This window comes from Variovorax sp. MSC1_012, from assembly GCF_023667525.1.
In the GTDB taxonomy this organism is placed as follows: domain Bacteria; phylum Pseudomonadota; class Gammaproteobacteria; order Burkholderiales; family Burkholderiaceae_C; genus Variovorax; species Variovorax beijingensis_B.
The window spans coordinates 2,855,058-2,873,234 of record NZ_CM174443.1 but is presented as its reverse complement, the minus strand read 5'-3'; the positions used below and the strand labels follow the sequence as shown (position 1 = coordinate 2,873,234).

The window sequence follows — 18,177 nt, the reverse complement described above, 5'->3', positions numbered from 1 at the left end:
GTCTGGAATTCGAGGAGGGTGCTGCCTGTTTGCCCCCTCTCGGGGGAAATTGCAGCCCGTGTCGTTTCAGGGTCTGCCACCCTCAAGCGACGGCGAACAGCCCGATACCGAAAGCGACCGCAACGAAAGCCATCGTGACGATCCGGCCTGCAGCGAGCGCGCGCACCCGCTGCATGTGGCTTCGCACCGGGAACCATCGCCCGTGGGCGCGTGCGCAATGGCGCATGTGGGAGGCCAACGCTTCGAAATCGTTGTTGACGAAATCGATCTGCGAATGGGTCAGTGACTGCGGGGTAGACATTGCAACGGGCTCCTGAATACGACTCGAGCTGCCGCGCGATTGCGAGAGATTGCGAGAAACTTTGAACGTTCCCCGACCCTACTCTCTTAATTGACCTTACGGGTTGCTATTGCGCGATTTCTTGCGTAGGAAAGGGCGCACAAAGGGCGCCCTTTCCTGGCTTTTTCGATCGATCCGGAGCCGCTCAGCCAGTGTTGCGCAAACCGGCCGCAACCCCGTTGATCGAGATATGGATGCCGCGCTGCAGCCGCTCGCCGCCTTCGCCCGCGCGGAAACGGCGCATCAGCTCGACCTGCAGGTGGTGCAGCGGATCGATGTACGGAAAGCGGTGGCGCACCGAGCGCTGCATCTCGGCGTTGCCTTCGAGCCGTTGCTTGGCGCCGGTGATGAGCGTGAGCGCATCGGAGGTGCGGTGCCACTCGGTGTCGATCATCGAGAACACCTTCTGGCGCAGCTTGCGGTCGGTCACCAGTTCGGCGTAGCGCGACGCCAGCGCAAGGTCGCTCTTGGCCAGCACCATGTCCATGTTGGAGAGCAGCGTGCGAAAGAACGGCCACTGCGCATACATGCGGCGCAGCAGCGCGATGCGCTCCTTGCGCGCGGCCGGCGTTGCGGCCGACCCCAGGAACTGCTCCACGCCCGAGCCGAAGCCGAACCAGCCGGGAATGGTGAGCCGGCACTGGCCCCAGCTGAAGCTCCATGGCACGGCGCGCAGGTCGTCGATCTTGTGGCTCGGATTGCGCGAGGCGGGACGCGAGCCGATGTTGAGCTCGGCAATCTCGCGGATCGGCGTGGAGCCGAAGAAATAGTCGCCGAAGCCCGGTGTTTCATAGACCAGCTTGCGGTAGGCCGACATGCTCGCGGCCGACAGCTCTCCCGCCGCCGAAAGGAATGTGGCGGGCGCCGACCTGGCCTGCGGCAGCAGCGTGGCTTCCAAGGTCGCGGCTACCAGCGTCTCGAGGTTGCGCCGGCCGATCTCGCGGTTGGCGTACTTCGAGCCGATGACCTCGCCCTGTTCGGTGAGGCGGATCTGGCCGCGCACCGTGCCGGGCGGCTGTGCCAGGATGGCCTGGTAGCTCGGGCCGCCGCCGCGTCCCACCGTGCCGCCGCGGCCATGGAACATTCGAAGCCGGATTGGATTGGCCTTCTTCTTGTTGAGCTCATCGAACAGCGCGACCAGCGCAATGCCCGCGCGGTAGAGCTCCCAGTTGCTCGTGAAGATGCCGCCGTCCTTGTTGCTGTCGCTATAGCCGAGCATCACGTCCTGCTCGGCGCCCGAGCGCTCGATGAGCGCCTGGATGTTCGGCAGCGCATAGAAGGCGCGCACGATGGGAGCGGCATTGCGCAGGTCCTCGATGGTTTCGAACAGCGGCACCACGATCAGGTCGCAGGTGGCCTTGCCGTTCATCGCGCCGCGCAGGAGGCCCACTTCCTTTTGCAGCAGCAGGGCCTCGAGCAGGTCGCTCACCGTCTCGGTGTGGCTGATGATGTAGTGGCGGATGGCTGCCGCGCCGTAGCGCGCACGCGCGGTGCGCGCGGCCGCGAAGATCGCGAGCTCGCTCTGCGCCAGCGGCGAGTATTCGGCATCGGGCACGCGCAGCGGACGCGCGTCGTCGAGCAGCTTGAGCAGCAGTGTCTGCTTGGCCTCTTCGGCCAGCGAGGCGTAGGCGGGTTCGATTCGCGCCGTGGCCAGCAACTCGGCGATCACGGCCTCGTGCTTGTCGGAACTCTGGCGCAGGTCGACCGTGGCCAGGTGGAAGCCGAACACCTCGACCGCGCGGATCAGCGGCCGCAGGCGGGGTGCCGCCAGCACGCTGCCGTGCTTCTCGGCGAGCGACTGTTCCACGGTATGCAGGTCAGCCAGGAATTCCTCGGCCTTCGCGTAGGGGTTTTGCGGCGGCACGGCGTGGCGCGCGGCTTCGCCTCCGGTGAGGTCGCGCAGCGTGGCCGCAAGGCGCGCATACACACCGGTGAGTGCGCGGCGGTACGGCTCGTCCTTGCGGTGTTCGCTGGTGTCGGGCGAGCGCTCGGCCAGCGCCTGCATCTCGACCGACACGTCCACCAGCGTGGCGGACAGCGAGAGTTCGCCGCCCAGGTAGTGCACTTCGGTGAGGTAGTGGCGCAGCGCCAGCTCGGCCTGGCGGCGCAGCGCGTATTCGAGCGTTTCGGCCGTCACGTTGGGATTGCCGTCGCGGTCGCCGCCGATCCACTGGCCCATGCGCAGGAAGGGCGCGACCGAAGGCACCACGCCGCCCTGGCCCAGTGCCTTTTCGAGGTCGGCATAGACGCGTGGAATCTCGCGCAGGAAGGTGGCTTCGTAGTAGCTCAGCGCGTTCTCGATCTCGTCGGCCACGGTGAGCTTGGAAAAGCGCAGCAGGCGCGTCTGCCAGATCTGCGTGACGCGGATGCGCATCTGCGTTTCGTTCTCGGCAAACTCGATCGGCGTGAGCGCGTCCTTGGCGCCGGCGTAGGCGCTCTGGCGCAGCTTGATCTCGTCGCGCGTGGTGAGCAGCTGCGCAATGGCGCGCTCGGCATCGAGGATGCTCTTGCGCTGCACTTCGGTCGGGTGCGCGGTGAGCACCGGCGACACATAGCTGCGTGCCAGCGAAGCCACCACCTCGTCGGGCTTGACGCCGGCCTTGCGGATGCGCGCGAGGGCGGTCTGCAAGTCGCCGTCGGCGCTTTCGCCGGCGCGCTCGGCCTCGGTGCGGCGGCGGATCAGGTGCCGGTCTTCGGCCAGGTTGGCCAGGTGGCTGAAATAGGTGAAGGCGCGGATCACGCGCACCGTCTCGGCCGCGCTCAGGCCCTTGAGCAGGTTCTTGAGCGCGCGGTCGGCCGCCTGGTCGGCATCGCGGCGGAAAGCCACCGACAGCGTGCGGATCTTCTCGACCAGCGCATAACTTTCCTCGCCCTCCTGTTCGCGGATCACGTCGCCGAGGATGCGGCCCAGGAGCCGGATGTCGTCGATCAGCGGCTGGTCTTCGGCTTGCCGGCGCTTGGGCGGCGCAGGAGTCTTGCTGGCTTTCATTTCGATGTTTTTCCTGGTCTAGAAAAGATGCGCCGCCTGCGTTGTTGCGGCGCAACATGCTAGCATTCCGGAGGTCTTCAACATGTACTTTTTGGGAGCGGCCTTGAGCAATATCGTGATCGCCACGCGCGAAAGCCGGCTCGCCCTGTGGCAGGCCGAGCACGTGCAGGCGCTGCTGCAGGAAAGAGGCCACACGGTCAGCCTGCTGGGCATGACCACGCGGGGCGACCAGATCCTGGACAAGTCGCTCAGCAAGGTGGGCGGCAAGGGCCTCTTCGTGAAGGAACTCGAACTCGCGATCGAGGAAGGCCGCGCCGACATCGCGGTGCATTCGCTCAAGGACGTGCCGATGGACCTGCCCGAGGGCTTCGTGCTGGCCTGCGTGCTGGAGCGCGAAGATCCGCGCGATGCGCTGGTGGCGCCGCGCCATGCCTCGCTCGACGAACTGCCGCACGGCGCCGTCGTCGGCACCTCCAGCCTGCGGCGCGTGGTGCTGCTGCGCGCTCTGCGGCCCGACCTGCGCATCGAGCCGCTGCGCGGCAACCTCGACACCCGCCTGCGCAAGCTCGACGAAGGTCACTACGATGCCATCGTGCTCGCGGCGGCCGGGCTCAAGCGGCTCGGCCTCGAGCACCGCATCCGGGTCGCCTTCGATCCCGACACCATGCTGCCGGCCGCGGGGCAGGGCGCACTCGGCATCGAGGTGCGGGCCGACCGTACCGACCTGATCGCGCTGCTGGCCACCTTGTCGCACTCGCGCGATTGGCTGGCCACCGCCGCCGAGCGCGCGGTGAGCCGGTCGATGGGCGGCAGCTGTTCCATGCCGCTCGCGGCCCATGCGCGCTGGCAGGCCGATGGCGCGCTGCGCGTCGATGCGGCCTGGGGTGACCCCGAAGGCAACGCCGCATTGGTGCGGGTCCACGCGCAAGCGCCGGCCGCCGACTTCGCGCAGGCCGGCGCCCTCGGCGAGCGTGCCGCCGCGCTGCTGCGCGACGCCGGCGCGCACTGAAGATTCTTCAAAGAGCGATGGCTGCCAAGCCCGTCATCGTCACGCGGCCGGCGCGCGAGGCCGCGCAATGGGCGGATGAATTCCGCGCCGCCGGGCTGGATGCCGCGGTGCTGCCGCTGATCGTCATCGAGCCCGCCATCGACGTGGAGCCGCTGCGCGCAGCGTGGAAGCGGCTTGCGGACTACGCAGCGCTGATGTTCGTGAGCGCCACGGCGGTCGAGCATTTCTTCCTGCATGCGGAAAAAGGACAACGCGCGGCCGGCCCGCGCTTCTGGGCCACGGGGCCGGGCACCGCGCGCGCTCTCTTGCGTGCCGGCGTGCCGAAAGAGGCCATCGACGCACCGCCTTCCGACGCCGCCCGCTTCGACTCCGAGGCCCTGTGGGAGCGCGTGAAAGGGCAGGTCGGCCAGGGCGTGCGCGTGCTGATCGTGCGCGGCGGCGATGCGGCCGGCAACCCGAGCGGACGCGACTGGCTCGCCCACGAGATCGACGCCGCCCAGGGGCTGCGCGACACCGTGGTCGCCTACCGGCGCCTGCCCCCATCCTTCGACGCCGCGGCGCGTGCACTGGCACTCGACGGCGCCGCGGGACGCGCGGTCTGGCTGTTCAGCAGCTCGGAGGCCATTGCCAACCTGCGCGATGCCATGCCGGGCACCGACTGGCACGCGGCAAGTGCGGTGGCGACCCATGCGCGCATCGCCGAAGCCGCGCGGGCCGCGGGATTCGGTTCGGTGCGCGTGTGCCCGCCGCTGCGGGAAGCCCTGGTCGCGTCGATAGAATCCTTCACATGAGTGCCGCGTCCCCGTCCGACGACTTCTCCCCCCCAACTGCCGCCGCGCCGGTGCCCGCCACGCTGGCGATGGCGCAGTCGCCCGAGTCGCAGGCCGCCGCCGCAACGATGCTCTCGCGCATCGGCTTCGGCCTGCTGGCCATCGTGGCGCTGGCGGCCCTCGTGATGGCCATCTCGCTGTGGCAGAAGGTCGGCGGCATGCAGGAGCAGCTGGCGCGCCAGAGCGCCGATGCGCTGGCCCAGTCGCTCGAGGCGCGCACGCTCGCCCGCCAGGCCATCGACACGGTGCGGGAGACCGCGGCGCGCGCCGCACTCACCGAAACCCGCGTCGCCGAGGTCGCGCTGCAGCGCTCGCAGCTCGAAGAACTGATGCAAAGCCTCTCGCGCTCGCGCGACGAGAACCTGGTGGTCGACATCGAATCGGCCGTGCGCCTGGCCCTGCAGCAGGCGCAGGTCACGGGCAGCGTGGAGCCCTTGCTCGCGGCCCTCAAGTCCGGCGACCTGCGCATCGCGCGCGCCGCGCAGCCCAGGCTGGCGCCGCTGCAGCGCGCCATGCAGCGCGATGCCGACCGCCTGCGCAGCAGCGCGAGCGCCGACAGCGGTGAGGCACTGCAAAAGCTCGACGAGCTGATGCGCAGCGTGGACGACCTGCCGCCGCTCAACGCCGTGGCCACGCGCGGCTCCGGGCTCAATGCCTGGCAGCCCGAACCCATTCCGGCCGATGCCGCCTGGTGGGAGAGGGTGCTGCTGACGATACGCGCCGAAGCGCGGTCGCTGGTTCGGGTCGGGCGCATCGAGCGTCCCGAGGCGGTGCTGCTGGCACCCGACCAGACCTATTTCCTGCGCGAGAACCTCAAGCTCAAGCTGCTCAATGCGCGGCTCTCGCTGCTGTCGCGGCAGGTGGACGCCGCGCGCAGCGAACTCGCCACGGTGGCCGCATCGCTGAACCGCTATTTCGATCCTGCATCGCGGCGCACGCAGGCCGCCGCCACGCAGTTGCAGCAACTGCAGGCGCTGGTGAAAACCGCCGAACCCCCGCGCATCGACGAGACGCTGTCCGCGCTGGCCACGGCAGCGGCGGGGCGCTGATATGAGCCCCCACGCTCATCACTTCGTGTATTCGCTGCCCCCCGAGGAGGCGCAGGCCTCCCTTGGGGCGGCCCGGCGGGGGGCCTGACATGAGAGCCGCACTCTGGCTCCTCGCGCTGTTCGCCGTTGCGGCGGCGGTGGCGCTGTTCGCGGGCAACAACCAGGGCACGATCACCGTGTTCTGGCCGCCCTGGCGCGTCGACCTGTCGCTGAACCTGGTGCTGGTCATCCTGCTGGCCGCGTTCGTGCTGCTCCATCTTGCATTGCGCGGCCTGGCGGCGTTGTTCTCGCTTCCGACCCAGGCGCGCCAATGGCGGCTGCAGCAAAAGGAACGCATGCTGCATTCGGCTCTGCTCGACGCCATGGTACAGCTGCTGTCGGGCCGCTTCTCCCGGGCGCGCAAGGCCGCGCAGGCTGCGCTGGTGCAGGAAAAAACGCTGGCCGCGCTCGGCGCGAGCCTGCCGCAGGCCCAGCAGGTTCGCGTGCTCTCGCACCTGCTGGCCGCCGAGAGCGCGCAGGCGCTGCAGGACCGGCCCGCGCGCGATGCGCACCTGCAGCAGGCGCTCAACGAGAGCGTCGACCGCATCGTGCTCGCCAGTCCCGAAACGCGCGAGGGCGTGCAGTTGCGCGCTGCGCGCTGGGCCCTCGAAGATCGCGATCCCGCAGGTGCCCTGGCCCGGCTCGAGGAGCTTCCCCAAGGCGTGCAGCGGCGAACTCTCGCACTGCGCATCCGCCTGAAGGCAGCGCGCCAGGACGGGCGCACGCTCGAAGCGCTGGAAACGGCGCGCCTGCTGGCCAAGCACCGGGCCTTTTCCGATGCCGCGGCGCAGAGCATCGTGCGCGGCCTCGCCACCGAACTGCTGTCCGGAGCGCATGACCCGGCACAGCTGCTTCGCGCCTGGGCCGAGCTCGACGACGCCGAGCGCGAAATGCCCGAGGTCGCGATTCACGCTGCCCAACGCATGGTGGCGCTGCGCGGCGACCTGTCGCTCGCGCGCGGCTGGCTGCTGCCGGCCTGGGAGCGCATGGTGTCGCAGCCCCGGGGCCTGGGCGACACGCTGCGCGTCAAGATGGCGCGCGCGCTCGAGGCGGGGCTCGACTCGGTGGATGCCGATTGGCTCGCCCGCATCGAAACGGCGCAGCGCAACAACCCGCGCGATCCGAACCTGCAATACCTCGCGGGCATGGCCTGCATGAAGCGACAGCTCTGGGGCAAGGCCCAGCAGCTGCTGATGCAGGCCGGCCTGGGCCTGCAGGACACCGAGCTCTACCGGCGTGCCTGGTTGGCACTGGCCGAACTGGCCGAAACGCGCGGCGATGAAGAGCAGGCCGCCGAGGCGTGGAAGCGCGCAGCGCAGACCGAGAAGGTTTGAGCGGCATCGGCCGGCCGGCATTGCGGCAGGCACTGCCGCTTCTCTGCAGTCCCAATAAAAAACGGCGCCGATGTGGCGCCGTTCTTCATTGTTCCCGGGCCTCGGGCCCGAGTTTCTTCAGTTCACGCCTTGCGCGTCGGAGGACGGCGCCTTTTCGAACGGCAGCGTCATCGCGCCGAGTTCGCGGCGGGTTTCAACCAGCACCAGCGGACCGTCGTCGAGCACGATCGCGGGCGGGCGCTCTCGCGGCACGCGCACCGGCTTTGGCTCGGCCGCGATCGCTGCACGGGCCTGTGCAATGCGCTCGGCATCCGAGTTCACCCATTGCAGGCCCGAGCTCTCGGCGATCTGCGCGAGTTCGGTCAGCGGCAGTTCGAAGGGCTGCACCTTCGGCAGTGCGCGGCCGTTGGCCGCAGCCGCGGGCTTGCTGCTGCTCTCGACGGCGACAGGCGCCGCCGTGGGTGCGGCTACCGTGGCGACCGCGGCCGCCGCAGGCGCTGCGGCAGGCGCGGGCGCTGCGGCGGGACGGTCGAAGTAGCTTCGCGGCTTCGGTTCACGCGCTTCTTCTTCAGGCATCGCGGCGCGCTCTGCCGTTGCCAGCGGCTGGGCCTGCTCGCGTGCCGGTGCTTCGCTGGTCTCGGCGTTCTCAGCCGATGCGCCGGCCACGCTGGCTTCGCTGTCGTCGCGCGGACCGCGTTCGCGGCGGTCGCGGCCGTAGCGGTCGCGCGAACGGCCACGGCGCTCTTCGCCTTCGCGGCGCGGTGCCTGCTGCTCGCCGGTGCCGGCTTCGCCTTCATTGGCGGGTGCCATCTCGGCGGCTTCGGCAATGCGGATGTCCGCTTCGTCGAGATTGGCCGGTGCTTCGCCGTTGGCGAAACGCGGCTGGCCTTCGCTGCGGCGCTCGCGGCGGCCATCGTTGCGCTCGCCTCGCGGCGCGCGCTCTTCGCGGCCACCGCGCCGTGCGCGCTCGGCTTGCGCGCCGTCTTGCGGGGCGAGGTTGTCGCCGCCGGATGCGTCACGCGGTGCGTCGGTGCCATTGCGCTCGCCGCGCTCGGCCCGCTCGCCACGTTCACCGCGGTCCCGGCGTTCACCGCGGGCGCGCGGCGCGCGTTCAGCCGGCGCATTGCCTTCCTCACCGGCGGGTGCGCCGGATGCCAACTGCCGGGCTTCGAGGCTGCCGTCGATCAGCTCGGCCGGTGCCGGCCGTGCTTCGCGGCCTTCGCCTTCGCGGCGCTCGCCGCGGCCACCGCGGCGCTGTTCGCCTTCGCGCGGGCCGCGTGCTTCACGGGGCTCGCGTTGTTCACGCGGCTGGGCGGCTTCGCTGCGGGTCTCGCTGCCGCGTCCTTCGCGGCGCTCGCCACCGCGGCCGCCGCGGCGTTCGCCGTCGCGGCCACCGGAGCGGCTGCCGTTTTCACCGCGGCCTTCGCCACCACGGCCTCCGCGGCGCTGTTCGCCATCGCGGGCGCCGCGCGCTTCGCCGTCGCGGCCCGGGCGGCCGCCATCACGGCGCGTGGGCTTCGGCGGCTCGACCGGGATCACGGCCGGTGCGGGTGCCGGTGCCGGCGCGCCGCCGAACCAGCTCTTGATGCGGGCGAAGAAGCCGGTCTCGGCCGGTGCCGGTGCGCTCACGACGGGCGGCGCAACCGGTGCCGGGGCCACGGCGGCCGGCGCGCGCGCCGGTTCGGGCCGGGGCGGCACCACGGGCGCGGGCGCATCGGGCAGCACGCCCTTGATGACCGGCGTCTGCTTGTTGGTGGGCTCCTGCGAGCGGCGCGTGACCGAGGTGGGGTCCTCGATCTCGTCGGCCATTTTGTAGCTGGCTTCAATGTGGTCCAGGCGCGGGTCGTCGTGCTTCAGGCGCTCGAGCTTGTAGTTCGGCGTTTCGAGCGTCTTGTTGGGCACCATCAGCACGGTGACGCGCTGCTTGAGCTCGATCTTGGCGATCTCGGGGCGCTTTTCGTTCAGCAGGAACGAAGCCACCTCGACCGGCACCTGCACGTGCACGGCGGCCGTGTTGTCCTTCAGGCACTCTTCCTGAATGATGCGCAGGATCTGCAGCGCGCTCGATTCGGTGTCGCGGATGTGGCCCGAGCCGCCGCAGCGCGGGCAGGGGATCGACGAGCCTTCGCTGAGCGCCGGCTTCAGGCGCTGGCGGCTCATTTCCATCAGGCCGAACTTGCTGATCGAGCCGAACTGCACGCGGGCGCGGTCTTGCCGCAGCGCGTCGCGCAGGCGGCTTTCGACTTCGCGGCGGTTCTTCGACTCGTCCATGTCGATGAAGTCGATGACGATCAGGCCGCCCAGGTCGCGCAGGCGCATCTGGCGGGCCACTTCGTCGGCGGCTTCGAGGTTGGTGCGCGTGGCGGTTTCCTCGATGTCGCCGCCCTTGATGGCACGGGCCGAGTTCACGTCGACCGAGACCAGCGCCTCGGTGTGGTCGATCACGATGGCGCCGCCCGAGGGCAGCTGCACGGTGCGTGCATAGGCCGATTCGATCTGGTGCTCGATCTGGAAGCGGCTGAACAGCGCCGCGTCGTCGCGGTAGCGCTTCACGCGGGCGGCATGCTCGGGCATGACGTGCGCCATGAACTGCTGCGCCTGCTCGTAGATGTCGTCGGTGTCGATCAGGATGTCGCCGATGTCGTGATTGAAGTAGTCACGGATCGCGCGGATGACGAGCGACGATTCCTGGTAGATCAGGAAGGCGCCCTTGCCGCCCTTGGCCGCGCCGTCGATGGCGGTCCACAGCTTGAGCAGGTAGTTCAGGTCCCACTGGAGTTCAGGGGCCGAGCGGCCGATGCCGGCGGTGCGCGCGATGATGCTCATGCCCTTGGGGTACTCGAGCTGGTCCATCGCCTCCTTGAGGTCGGCACGGTCTTCACCCTCGATGCGCCGGCTCACGCCGCCGCCACGCGGGTTGTTGGGCATCAGCACGACATAGCGGCCAGCCAGCGAAATGAAGGTGGTGAGGGCCGCGCCCTTGTTGCCGCGTTCTTCTTTTTCGACCTGGACGGTCAGTTCCTGGCCTTCCTTGATGACGTCCTGGATGCGTGCCTGGCTGGCGGAAACGCCTTCGGCGAAATATTGCTTGGAGATTTCCTTGAACGGCAGGAAGCCGTGGCGGTCTTCGCCGTAGTCGACGAAACAGGCTTCGAGCGAGGGCTCGACGCGCGTCACGACGGCTTTGTAGATGTTGCCCTTGCGCTGTTCGCGCCCTTCGATCTCGATTTCGTAGTCGAGGAGCTTTTGCCCGTCGACGATGGCCAGGCGGCGTTCTTCGGCCTGCGTGGCATTGATCAGCATCCGCTTCATGATGCGTTGTCCTTATATGTATCGTTCTACAGGCCCATGACGGGCCAACGATGCACGGACGACGCCCGCGAAACGAGGGGAATTGCCACTTGGCCCCGGATGCTGCCACTGCCGCGCCAGGCGCGAACAGGCCTCTCGAGCGTCAGCTCAAGAAGACAGCCGGGGTGGGGGCGCGTGGATGGGCGCGAGCCAGGTTCGGTGTTGAGCAGCTATCTTATTGATAGCTGGTTGCGCAGTGGTGGCGCGCGGTGCGGATGATCCAATGCCTGAGGCCGCTGGCAGAAGCCAGGTGGGCCAGCGCAGGCACATTTGAATCAGCAGCATCAACACAAGGGACTCGCTTCGATCCGCCTGCAGCTTGGAAGCTGCAGGCTGGGTATTCCGTATCGGTGTTTCGTGGGTGTCGGCTTGACTTGGGCGCCACGCCTGCCACTTTGCGCAATTGCGCGGGGTTTGCAGGTTCGGCGCCAAAGCGGCATCGACCTCACAGCATGGTCCTGGGCGTTTGACTGCAGTGATCTAAACTTCTGTCTAATCAAGCACTTACACGACCGCGCTGGTGAAAAACATTATAGGTGCGAAGCGAAGCCCCGCGGCCGCTCCAAATCCCGCAGTTCCAGACCCCGCAGTCCAAAAGGCTGCGGCGGAGCCCGGCGCGCCGCATGCGGCCATCAAGTTCATCACCGTCGATGCGGAATCCGCGGGCCAGCGGCTCGACAACTTCCTGTTCCGCCACCTGAAGGGCGTTCCCAAGACGCATGTCTACCGGATCATCCGCTCGGGCGAGGTGCGCATCAACAAGGGGCGGGCGCAGGCCGAGACCCGCATCGAGGCCGGCGACGTGCTGCGGCTGCCTCCCATACGGATATCGCCGCGTGCTGAAGAGGGCGCTACGCCGCCCGCGCCGGCGCGCGAATTCCCGGTGCTGCTGGAGGACGACGCGGTGCTGGCCATCGACAAGCCGGCCGGCGTCGCCGTGCACGGCGGCAGCGGCGTGAGCTTTGGCGTGATCGAACAATTGCGCACGGCGCGGCCGGGCGCCAAGTTCCTCGAACTGGTGCACCGGCTCGACCGCGAGACCTCGGGCATCCTGCTGGTGGCAAAGAAGCGCAGCGCGCTCGTGGCGCTGCAGGACCAGTTCCGCGAGCGCGAGACCGGCAAGACCTACCTTGCGCTGGTCGAGGGCGCGTGGCCCGCCAACAAGAAGGTGCTCGATGCGCCGCTCGCCAAGTACCTGCTGCCGGGCGACGGTGCGGGCGCCGGCGAACGCCGCGTGCGGGTGGTCGCCAAGGATCATCCCGATGCCATGCGGGCCGTGACGCTGGTGCGCGTGCTCGCGCGGCTCACGCTGCCGGGCGACGCCGTGCCGCTGTCGCTGCTGGCGGTCACCATAAAGACCGGCCGCACCCACCAGATCCGCGTGCACCTTGCATCGGCCGGCCACGCCATTGCGGGCGACGACAAGTACGGCGACTTCGATCGCCAGCGCGTGTTGCAAAAACTCGGCCTCAGACGCATGTTCCTGCATGCCTGGAGATTGCAGTTCAACCACCCTGCCACGGGTGAGCGCGTGGCGCTGCAGGCCGGCCTGCCGCCCGAACTGCAAGTCTTGATGCCACCCCAGGCGCTCGAAGCGCTCGCCCAACATCCCACTCCCACGGCCAATGACTGATTCCTCCAGACCCCTGCGCTTCGACCTGATCGCCTTCGATTGGGACGGCACGCTCTACGACTCCACGCGGCTCATCGTGCGCTGCATCCAGGCGGCGGTAATCGACGTCGGCGGCGCCAAGCCGAGCGAGAACGACGCCGCCTGGGTGATCGGCCTGGGGCTGGCCGAGGCCCTGGCGCGCGCCGCGCCCGACGTGCCGAAGGAAAAATACGCCGAGCTCGGCGCGCGCTACCGCTACCACTACCTGCAGCACCAGGACGACCTCGTGCTGTTCGACGGCGTGCTGCAGATGATCGACGCCCTGCGTGCGCGCGGCCACAAGCTCGCGGTGGCCACGGGCAAGTCGCGCCGCGGATTGAACGAGGCGCTGAAGTCGGTTGCGCTGCGCGACCGCTTCGACGCCTCGCGCACCGCCGACGAAACCTTCGGCAAGCCGCACCCGCGCATGCTGCTCGAACTCATGGAAGAACTCGAGGTTCCGCCCGAACGCACCCTGATGATCGGCGACACCACGCACGACCTGCAGCTGGCGCTCAATGCCGGCTGCGCGAGCGTGGGCGTGAGCTACGGCGCGCACGAGCCCGAGAGCTTCGATGAACTGAAGCCGCTGTTCGTTGCCCACTCGGTGGCCAGCCTGGAGGCATGGCTTCTGGAGAACGCCTGAAAATTGCGGCATGAGCGAAGAACAGCGCATTCCCCTGTGCAATGCCGTCGACCTGGTTGAGGGCAGCCGGGCCGTCCCCTTCGATGTGGTCTATGGTGGCGAAACCTGCCGGGCCTTCGCGGTGCGCTTCGAAGGGCAGCCGCATGCCTACCTCAATCGATGCAGCCACGTGGCGATGGAACTGGATTTCCAGCCCGACCGCTTCTTCGACGACAGCGGCCAGTGGCTGCTCTGCGCCACCCACGGCGCGGTCTACCGGCCGGACACGGGCGAATGCGCTGGCGGCCCATGCCGCGGCGGGCTCGTGAAGATCGCCCTCAGCGAACGTGACGGCGTGGTGCACTGGCATACTGCCTGGAACCTCCATCCCCTGAGCTTTTGACAATGACCGACCCGAACCGCACGGAACCCGAAGGTTTTGATCCTTTTGAGCCGGCCACCCCCATTGCGTCCTCGCAGGGCGCGCCGAGAAACATGGCCAAAGACCCCACGCAGCGTCCCGGATGGGAGCGCGCAACGCTCGAGAAACTCGCCTTCGCTTCGCTGAACGAGCAGAAGGCGGCGCGCCGCTGGAAGACCTTCACGCGTCTGTCGTGGCTCGCCTTCTTCATCTTCCTGGTCTGGCTTGCGATGTCGCGCAGCGCGCCGAGCGCCGCCAAGACCACGGCCCACACGGCGGTGGTCGAAATCAAGGGCGAGATCGCCAATGGCGGTGACGCCAGCGCAGAATTCGTGATCGCAGCCATGAAGACCGCCTTCGAGGACGAGGGCGCCAAGGGCATCGTGCTGCTGATCAATTCGCCGGGCGGAAGCCCCGTACAGGCGGGCATCATCAGCGACGAGATCAAGCGCCTGAAGGCCAAGCACAAGAAGCCGGTCTATGCGGTGGTCGAGGAAACCTGCGCCTCGGCCGCCTACTACATTGCCGCCGCCACCGACAAGATCTTCGTCGACAAGGCCAGCATCGTCGGCAGCATCGGCGTGCTGATGGACGGCTTCGGCTTCACCGGCGTGATGGAAAAAGTCGGCGTCGAGCGCCGGCTGCTGACGGCCGGCGAGAACAAGGGCTTCCTCGACCCGTTCAGCCCGATGAGCGATGCGCAGCGCGCCCATGCCCAGGCCATGCTGAACCAGATCCACACGCAGTTCATCAACGTGGTGAAGAGCGGTCGCGGCGATCGGCTCAAGCTCGACACCCCGGGGCTTTTCAGCGGCCTTTTCTGGAGCGGCGAGCAGGCCGTCGAGTTCGGCCTGGCCGACCAGCTGGGCAATGTCGACTTCGTGGCGCGCGAAGTCATCAAGGCCGAGGAGGTCACCGACTACACCCGGCGCGACAACGTGGCCGAGAAGCTCGCGAAGAAATTCGGCGCGGCCATGGGCGCGGCCACCGTGCGCTCGCTGCAGTCCGCCACGCCGGCGCTGCGCTGAGGACGGCGGCAGGGGCGCCTCAGGACCGGATGCCGTCGTCGCCCGTGAAGCGGGCCGAGGCCGCCAGCGCCGCGGCGAAGACCACGACCACATAGAGCGCGGCCGTCAGCGAACTGGCCCGCGCAAGCAGGCCGATCACCGCCGGGCCGGCCATGAATCCCAGGTAGGCCACGGCCGAGACCGCGGCAATGCCGATGGCGGGTTCGACGCCGGGCACGCGCGCCGAGGCGCCGAACAGGATCGGCACCACGTTCGCAAAGCCGATGCCGACGCCCGCGAAGCCGAGCAGCGCGAGCCAGGGCAGGTCGGTCAGCAGCACCAGCGTCATGGCCGCCGCCGCAAGAATGCCGCTGCCGCGCAGCAGCGCAGTCGGCGAGAAGCGAGCGCGCATGGCGTCGCCGCCGAAGCGCGCGGCCGCCATGGCAGCGGAGAAGCTCGCGTAGGCCAGTGCGGCCTGCTTTTGCGGGCTGCCGAGTTCCTGCTGCATGTAGAGCACGCTCCAGTCGTAGATGGCGCCCTCCGCAATCAGGCCTAGCGCGGCGAGCACGCCAAGCACCGCCAGCGTGCCGCGGGGCAGCCGGAAGCGATGGTCGGCCGAGGCCGCATCGCTCGCGGCGGGCGGCTTGGGCAGCATGTGCATCGAGGAGAAGGCGACGACCAGCATCATTGCTGCAGCAACCCACAGCAGATGCGCCTGCGCGCCGAGCCCGGCGGCCAGTGCCGCGCTGCCGCTCGCGGCGCCGGCCATGCCGCCCAGGCTGAACATGCCGTGCATACCGCTCATCAGGGGCGTGCCGCCGCGCAGCTCGAGCTGCGCCGCCTCGGTGTTGATGGCCACGTCGAACACGCTGGTCACAAGGCCGAAGGCCACCAGCAGTGCCAAAAGGAAAAGATAGCCCGGCATCGCGATCAAGCCGGCAAGCAGCAGGGCGTAGACGCAGCCGCAGAGCGCGGCCATGCGCCGGGCGCCGTGGTGGCCGATCCAGCGGCCGGCGCTGGTCAGCCCGAACATCGCACCGGCGCCGGCTGCGAGCAGTGCCAGCCCGAGTTGCGCTTCGTCGATGCCGTAGTGCGCCTTGACCGTTGGGACATGGACGCCCCAGGTCGCAAAGATGAAACCGGACGAAAAGAACTGCGCGCGCGAGGCCCAGCGCGTGCCGGCAGTCACCACCATCGTCAACGCCCGATCGCGAACACTGCCGGCAGGCGTTCGTCCAATGTGCCCGGCTGCGCCTTGGCGCGCCAGGATTTCACGGTTTCGCTGCGCACATGGGCGCTGGCAAGCGTGAGGCCGCGCGCCACCGCGAGCCGCGTGTTGTGCTGCAGCGTTTGCACCAGCGCCTGAAGCAGCGCCGCGTTGCGGTAGGGCGTTTCGATGAACAGCTGCGTCTGGCCTGTCTTGAGCGCCAGGGCCTCGAGCTCGCGGATGCGCGCCTGGCGCTCGCCCGCATCCTGCGGCAGGTAGCCGACGAAGGCGAAGTTCTGACCGTTGAGGCCGCTCGCCGCCAGCGCCAGCAGCAGCGAGACGGGCCCGGTGAGCGGCACCACGGCAATGCCCAGGTCGTGCGCAGCGCGCGCCACCGAGGAGCCGGGATCAGCCACCGCCGGCATGCCGGCTTCGCTCAGCAGGCCGATGTCGTGGCCTTCGAGCGCGGCGGCCAGCAACGGCCGGGCATCGAACTGGCCGGCGTGGTCACCCTTCTTGTGGACCTCGCGCGGCAGTTCGCAGATGTCCTGCGCCTGCAGCGGCGCCGCCAGCGGCGCGACAGCATCGATCCGCTTCAGATAGGCGCGGGCCGACTTGGCGTTCTCGCAGATCCAGTGGGTGATCCCGGCGGCGGCCTGGATCGTGCCCAGGGGCAGGGCGTCCTGCAGCGGCGCCTGGGTGTCGCAGCCGAAGTCGAGCGGCGCGGGAACGAGATAGAGCTTGCCGTGCGTCACAGGAGTTCGACCCCCGCGGCGCGCAGCATCCGGCAGGTGCGGATCAAGGGCAGGCCGACGAGAGCCGTCGGGTCGTCGCTGTCGATCGCGCTCAGCAAGGCGATGCCAAGGCCTTCGCTCTTCGCGCTGCCCGCGCAGTCGTACGGCTGCTCGGCCTGCAGGTACTGCTCGATGGCTGCGTCGCTGAGTTCGCGGAATACGACCCGCACCGGCGCCAGGTCGCGCTGGACGAAGCCGGTGGCCTCGCAGACGACGGCCACCGCGGTCTGGAACACGAGCGTCTGGCCGCGCATCCGGCGCAGCTGGGCCGTGGCGCGCGCGTGGTCGCCGGGCTTGCCGAGCGCCTCGCCCGCAAGATCGGCTACCTGGTCCGAGCCGATGACCACGGCTTCGGGAAAGCGGGCGGCCACGGCGCGGGCCTTTTCGAGCGCCAGCCGCTCGGCCAGCTCACGCGGCGTCTCACCGTCCAGCGCCGTTTCGTCGACTTCAGGCGGCTGTACATCGAAGGGCAGGTGGAGGCGGCTCAGCAGTTCACGCCGGTAGCGCGAGGTCGAGGCGAGGATCAAAGGGCGTTGCATGGGCCAGATTGTGCGGGAGCCGCGCAAAACCCTCAGGCGGGCCTGAGGGACAGTGAAGCGGCCGGCGCGCTAGACTGGCGCGGATGAAGAGAGAATTTGCCCCCCAACGGCTCGACGTGGCCGGCTTTGCCGCCGCTGCCGCCAACCTGGACGCCACCGACCCGGTGCCTAACTATGTGCGCCTTGCCGCCGAACTGGCGGCCCCGGCGCCCGATGCCGTGGTCCGCTGGACGGCGACCGGCGAAGAGCGCCCGGGTGCCGATGGCAAGGCCGTGCCCTGGCTCCATCTGGAAGCCGAAGCGACCGTGCCGCTGACCTGCCAGCGCTGCCTGACGCCTGTCGAGACGCCGCTGGTGGTCGACCGCTGGTTCCGTTTCGTCGCCGACGAGGCAACGGCGGAAGCCGAAGACGAGGAATCCGAGGAAGACCTGCTCGTCGTGAGCCGGGACTTCGACTTGTCCGCCCTGATCGAGGACGAGCTCCTGATGGAGATTCCGGTCATGCCCGTGCATGAAGTCTGCCCGGTCCCGGTGCGGCTCTCGTCCAGCGACGACGACTTCCAGGCGGCCGAAGAGGCCAAGCCGAACCCCTTCGCGGTGCTCGGCGCGTTGCGTTCGCGCAAGCCGGGAGAGGGCAAGTAGCCCTTTTCCGCCGCCTGGGCTATAATCATGGGCTTCGCGCGCGCCGCCGTGAGCAGCAAGACAGACAAGGGCATTCCATGCATGCCCCTGGATTGCCACCGCAAGAGAGCGCATCCAATCACTCACCTAACAGTCCAGGAGCCATCATGGCCGTCCAGCAAAACAAGAAGTCGCCTTCCAAGCGCGGCATGCACCGTTCCCACAATGCGCTGGTCGTGCCCGGCATTGCCGTTGAGCCGACCACTGGCGAAACGCACCTGCGCCACCACATCAGCCCCAACGGTTTCTACCGTGGTCGCCAGGTGCTCAAGAACAAGTCCGAAGCCTGATCTCGCATCCCAAGGCCGAGGC

At 68.8% G+C, this 18,177-nt stretch carries 16 protein-coding genes; 10 read left to right on the top strand and 6 right to left on the bottom strand.

Going from position 1 to position 18,177, the window contains the following annotated elements; translation table 11 throughout:
• Positions 1–82 precede the first annotated feature (82 nt).
• Both L1081_RS13665 and ppc read right to left on the bottom strand, forming a co-directional pair.
• The gene (locus tag L1081_RS13665) at positions 83–301 is read right to left on the bottom strand and encodes a hypothetical protein (protein WP_489412689.1); all 219 of its coding nucleotides are present in this window, start codon (positions 299–301) and stop codon (positions 83–85) included.
• Positions 302–485: 184 nt separating this feature from the next.
• On the bottom strand, positions 486–3,329 hold the full coding sequence (gene ppc, locus L1081_RS13660; protein WP_489412688.1) for a phosphoenolpyruvate carboxylase: 2,844 nt from the start codon (positions 3,327–3,329) through the stop codon (positions 486–488).
• Between the two features lie 82 nt (positions 3,330–3,411).
• Between ppc and hemC the strand changes: the two genes are divergently transcribed.
• From hemC to L1081_RS13640, 4 genes are all read left to right on the top strand, one after another.
• Positions 3,412–4,338 carry a hydroxymethylbilane synthase gene (gene hemC / locus L1081_RS13655; RefSeq protein ID WP_489412687.1) on the top strand — a complete coding sequence of 309 codons (927 nt, stop codon included), beginning with the start codon at positions 3,412–3,414 and terminating at the stop codon, positions 4,336–4,338.
• Between the two features lie 17 nt (positions 4,339–4,355).
• A complete protein-coding gene (locus L1081_RS13650; protein WP_489412686.1) occupies positions 4,356–5,129 on the top strand; it encodes a uroporphyrinogen-III synthase in 774 nt (257 codons plus the stop codon).
• Positions 5,126–6,217: a uroporphyrinogen-III C-methyltransferase gene (locus tag L1081_RS13645; protein WP_489412685.1), complete on the top strand. Its 1,092-nt coding sequence runs from the start codon at positions 5,126–5,128 to the stop codon at positions 6,215–6,217. The genes L1081_RS13650 and L1081_RS13645 overlap by 4 nt, the downstream gene beginning before the upstream one ends.
• A gap of 89 nt (positions 6,218–6,306) precedes the next feature.
• On the top strand, positions 6,307–7,590 hold the full coding sequence (locus L1081_RS13640) for a heme biosynthesis HemY N-terminal domain-containing protein (protein WP_489412684.1): 1,284 nt from the start codon (positions 6,307–6,309) through the stop codon (positions 7,588–7,590).
• A gap of 117 nt (positions 7,591–7,707) precedes the next feature.
• Here L1081_RS13640 and L1081_RS13635 read toward each other — a convergent pair whose 3' ends face one another.
• Positions 7,708–10,902, bottom strand: a complete 3,195-nt coding sequence (locus L1081_RS13635; RefSeq protein ID WP_489412683.1) for an Rne/Rng family ribonuclease — start codon at positions 10,900–10,902, stop codon at positions 7,708–7,710.
• Positions 10,903–11,461: 559 nt separating this feature from the next.
• Between L1081_RS13635 and L1081_RS13630 the strand changes: the two genes are divergently transcribed.
• From L1081_RS13630 to L1081_RS13615, 4 genes are read left to right on the top strand one after another with little or no spacing between them, the layout of a single operon-like run.
• Positions 11,462–12,574 carry an RluA family pseudouridine synthase gene (locus L1081_RS13630; protein WP_489412682.1) on the top strand — a complete coding sequence of 371 codons (1,113 nt, stop codon included), beginning with the start codon at positions 11,462–11,464 and terminating at the stop codon, positions 12,572–12,574.
• The gene (locus L1081_RS13625) at positions 12,567–13,238 is read left to right on the top strand and encodes an HAD family hydrolase (RefSeq protein ID WP_018903243.1); all 672 of its coding nucleotides are present in this window, start codon (positions 12,567–12,569) and stop codon (positions 13,236–13,238) included. Before L1081_RS13630 ends, L1081_RS13625 begins: the two co-directional genes overlap by 8 nt.
• Before the next feature lie 10 nt (positions 13,239–13,248).
• On the top strand, positions 13,249–13,620 hold the full coding sequence (locus L1081_RS13620; protein WP_489412681.1) for a Rieske 2Fe-2S domain-containing protein: 372 nt from the start codon (positions 13,249–13,251) through the stop codon (positions 13,618–13,620).
• A 2-nt stretch (positions 13,621–13,622) separates the two neighbouring features.
• Entirely contained in the window at positions 13,623–14,666 is a 1,044-nt protein-coding gene (locus L1081_RS13615) for a S49 family peptidase (RefSeq protein ID WP_489412680.1), read from the top strand.
• A gap of 19 nt (positions 14,667–14,685) precedes the next feature.
• On the opposite strand, the gene L1081_RS13610 is transcribed toward L1081_RS13615, so the two are convergent.
• From L1081_RS13610 to L1081_RS13600, 3 genes are read right to left on the bottom strand one after another with little or no spacing between them, the layout of a single operon-like run.
• Complete coding sequence (locus L1081_RS13610) at positions 14,686–15,840, bottom strand: MFS transporter (RefSeq protein ID WP_489412679.1); 1,155 nt, start codon at positions 15,838–15,840, stop codon at positions 14,686–14,688.
• A gap of 2 nt (positions 15,841–15,842) precedes the next feature.
• On the bottom strand, positions 15,843–16,607 hold the full coding sequence (locus tag L1081_RS13605) for an SAM-dependent methyltransferase (RefSeq protein WP_489412678.1): 765 nt from the start codon (positions 16,605–16,607) through the stop codon (positions 15,843–15,845).
• Positions 16,604–17,185, bottom strand: coding sequence for a Maf family nucleotide pyrophosphatase (locus tag L1081_RS13600; protein WP_489412677.1), 582 nt, complete (start codon positions 17,183–17,185; stop codon positions 16,604–16,606). Before L1081_RS13600 ends, L1081_RS13605 begins: the two co-directional genes overlap by 4 nt.
• An 83-nt stretch (positions 17,186–17,268) precedes the next feature.
• Here L1081_RS13600 and L1081_RS13595 point away from each other — a divergent pair, with 83 nt between their 5' ends.
• A complete protein-coding gene (locus tag L1081_RS13595) occupies positions 17,269–17,826 on the top strand; it encodes a YceD family protein (protein WP_489412676.1) in 558 nt (185 codons plus the stop codon).
• 146 nt (positions 17,827–17,972) lie between these two features.
• Positions 17,973–18,155 (top strand): 50S ribosomal protein L32, encoded by a 183-nt coding sequence (gene rpmF, locus L1081_RS13590; protein WP_007830466.1) that lies wholly within the window; start codon positions 17,973–17,975, stop codon positions 18,153–18,155.
• Positions 18,156–18,177 lie beyond the last annotated feature (22 nt).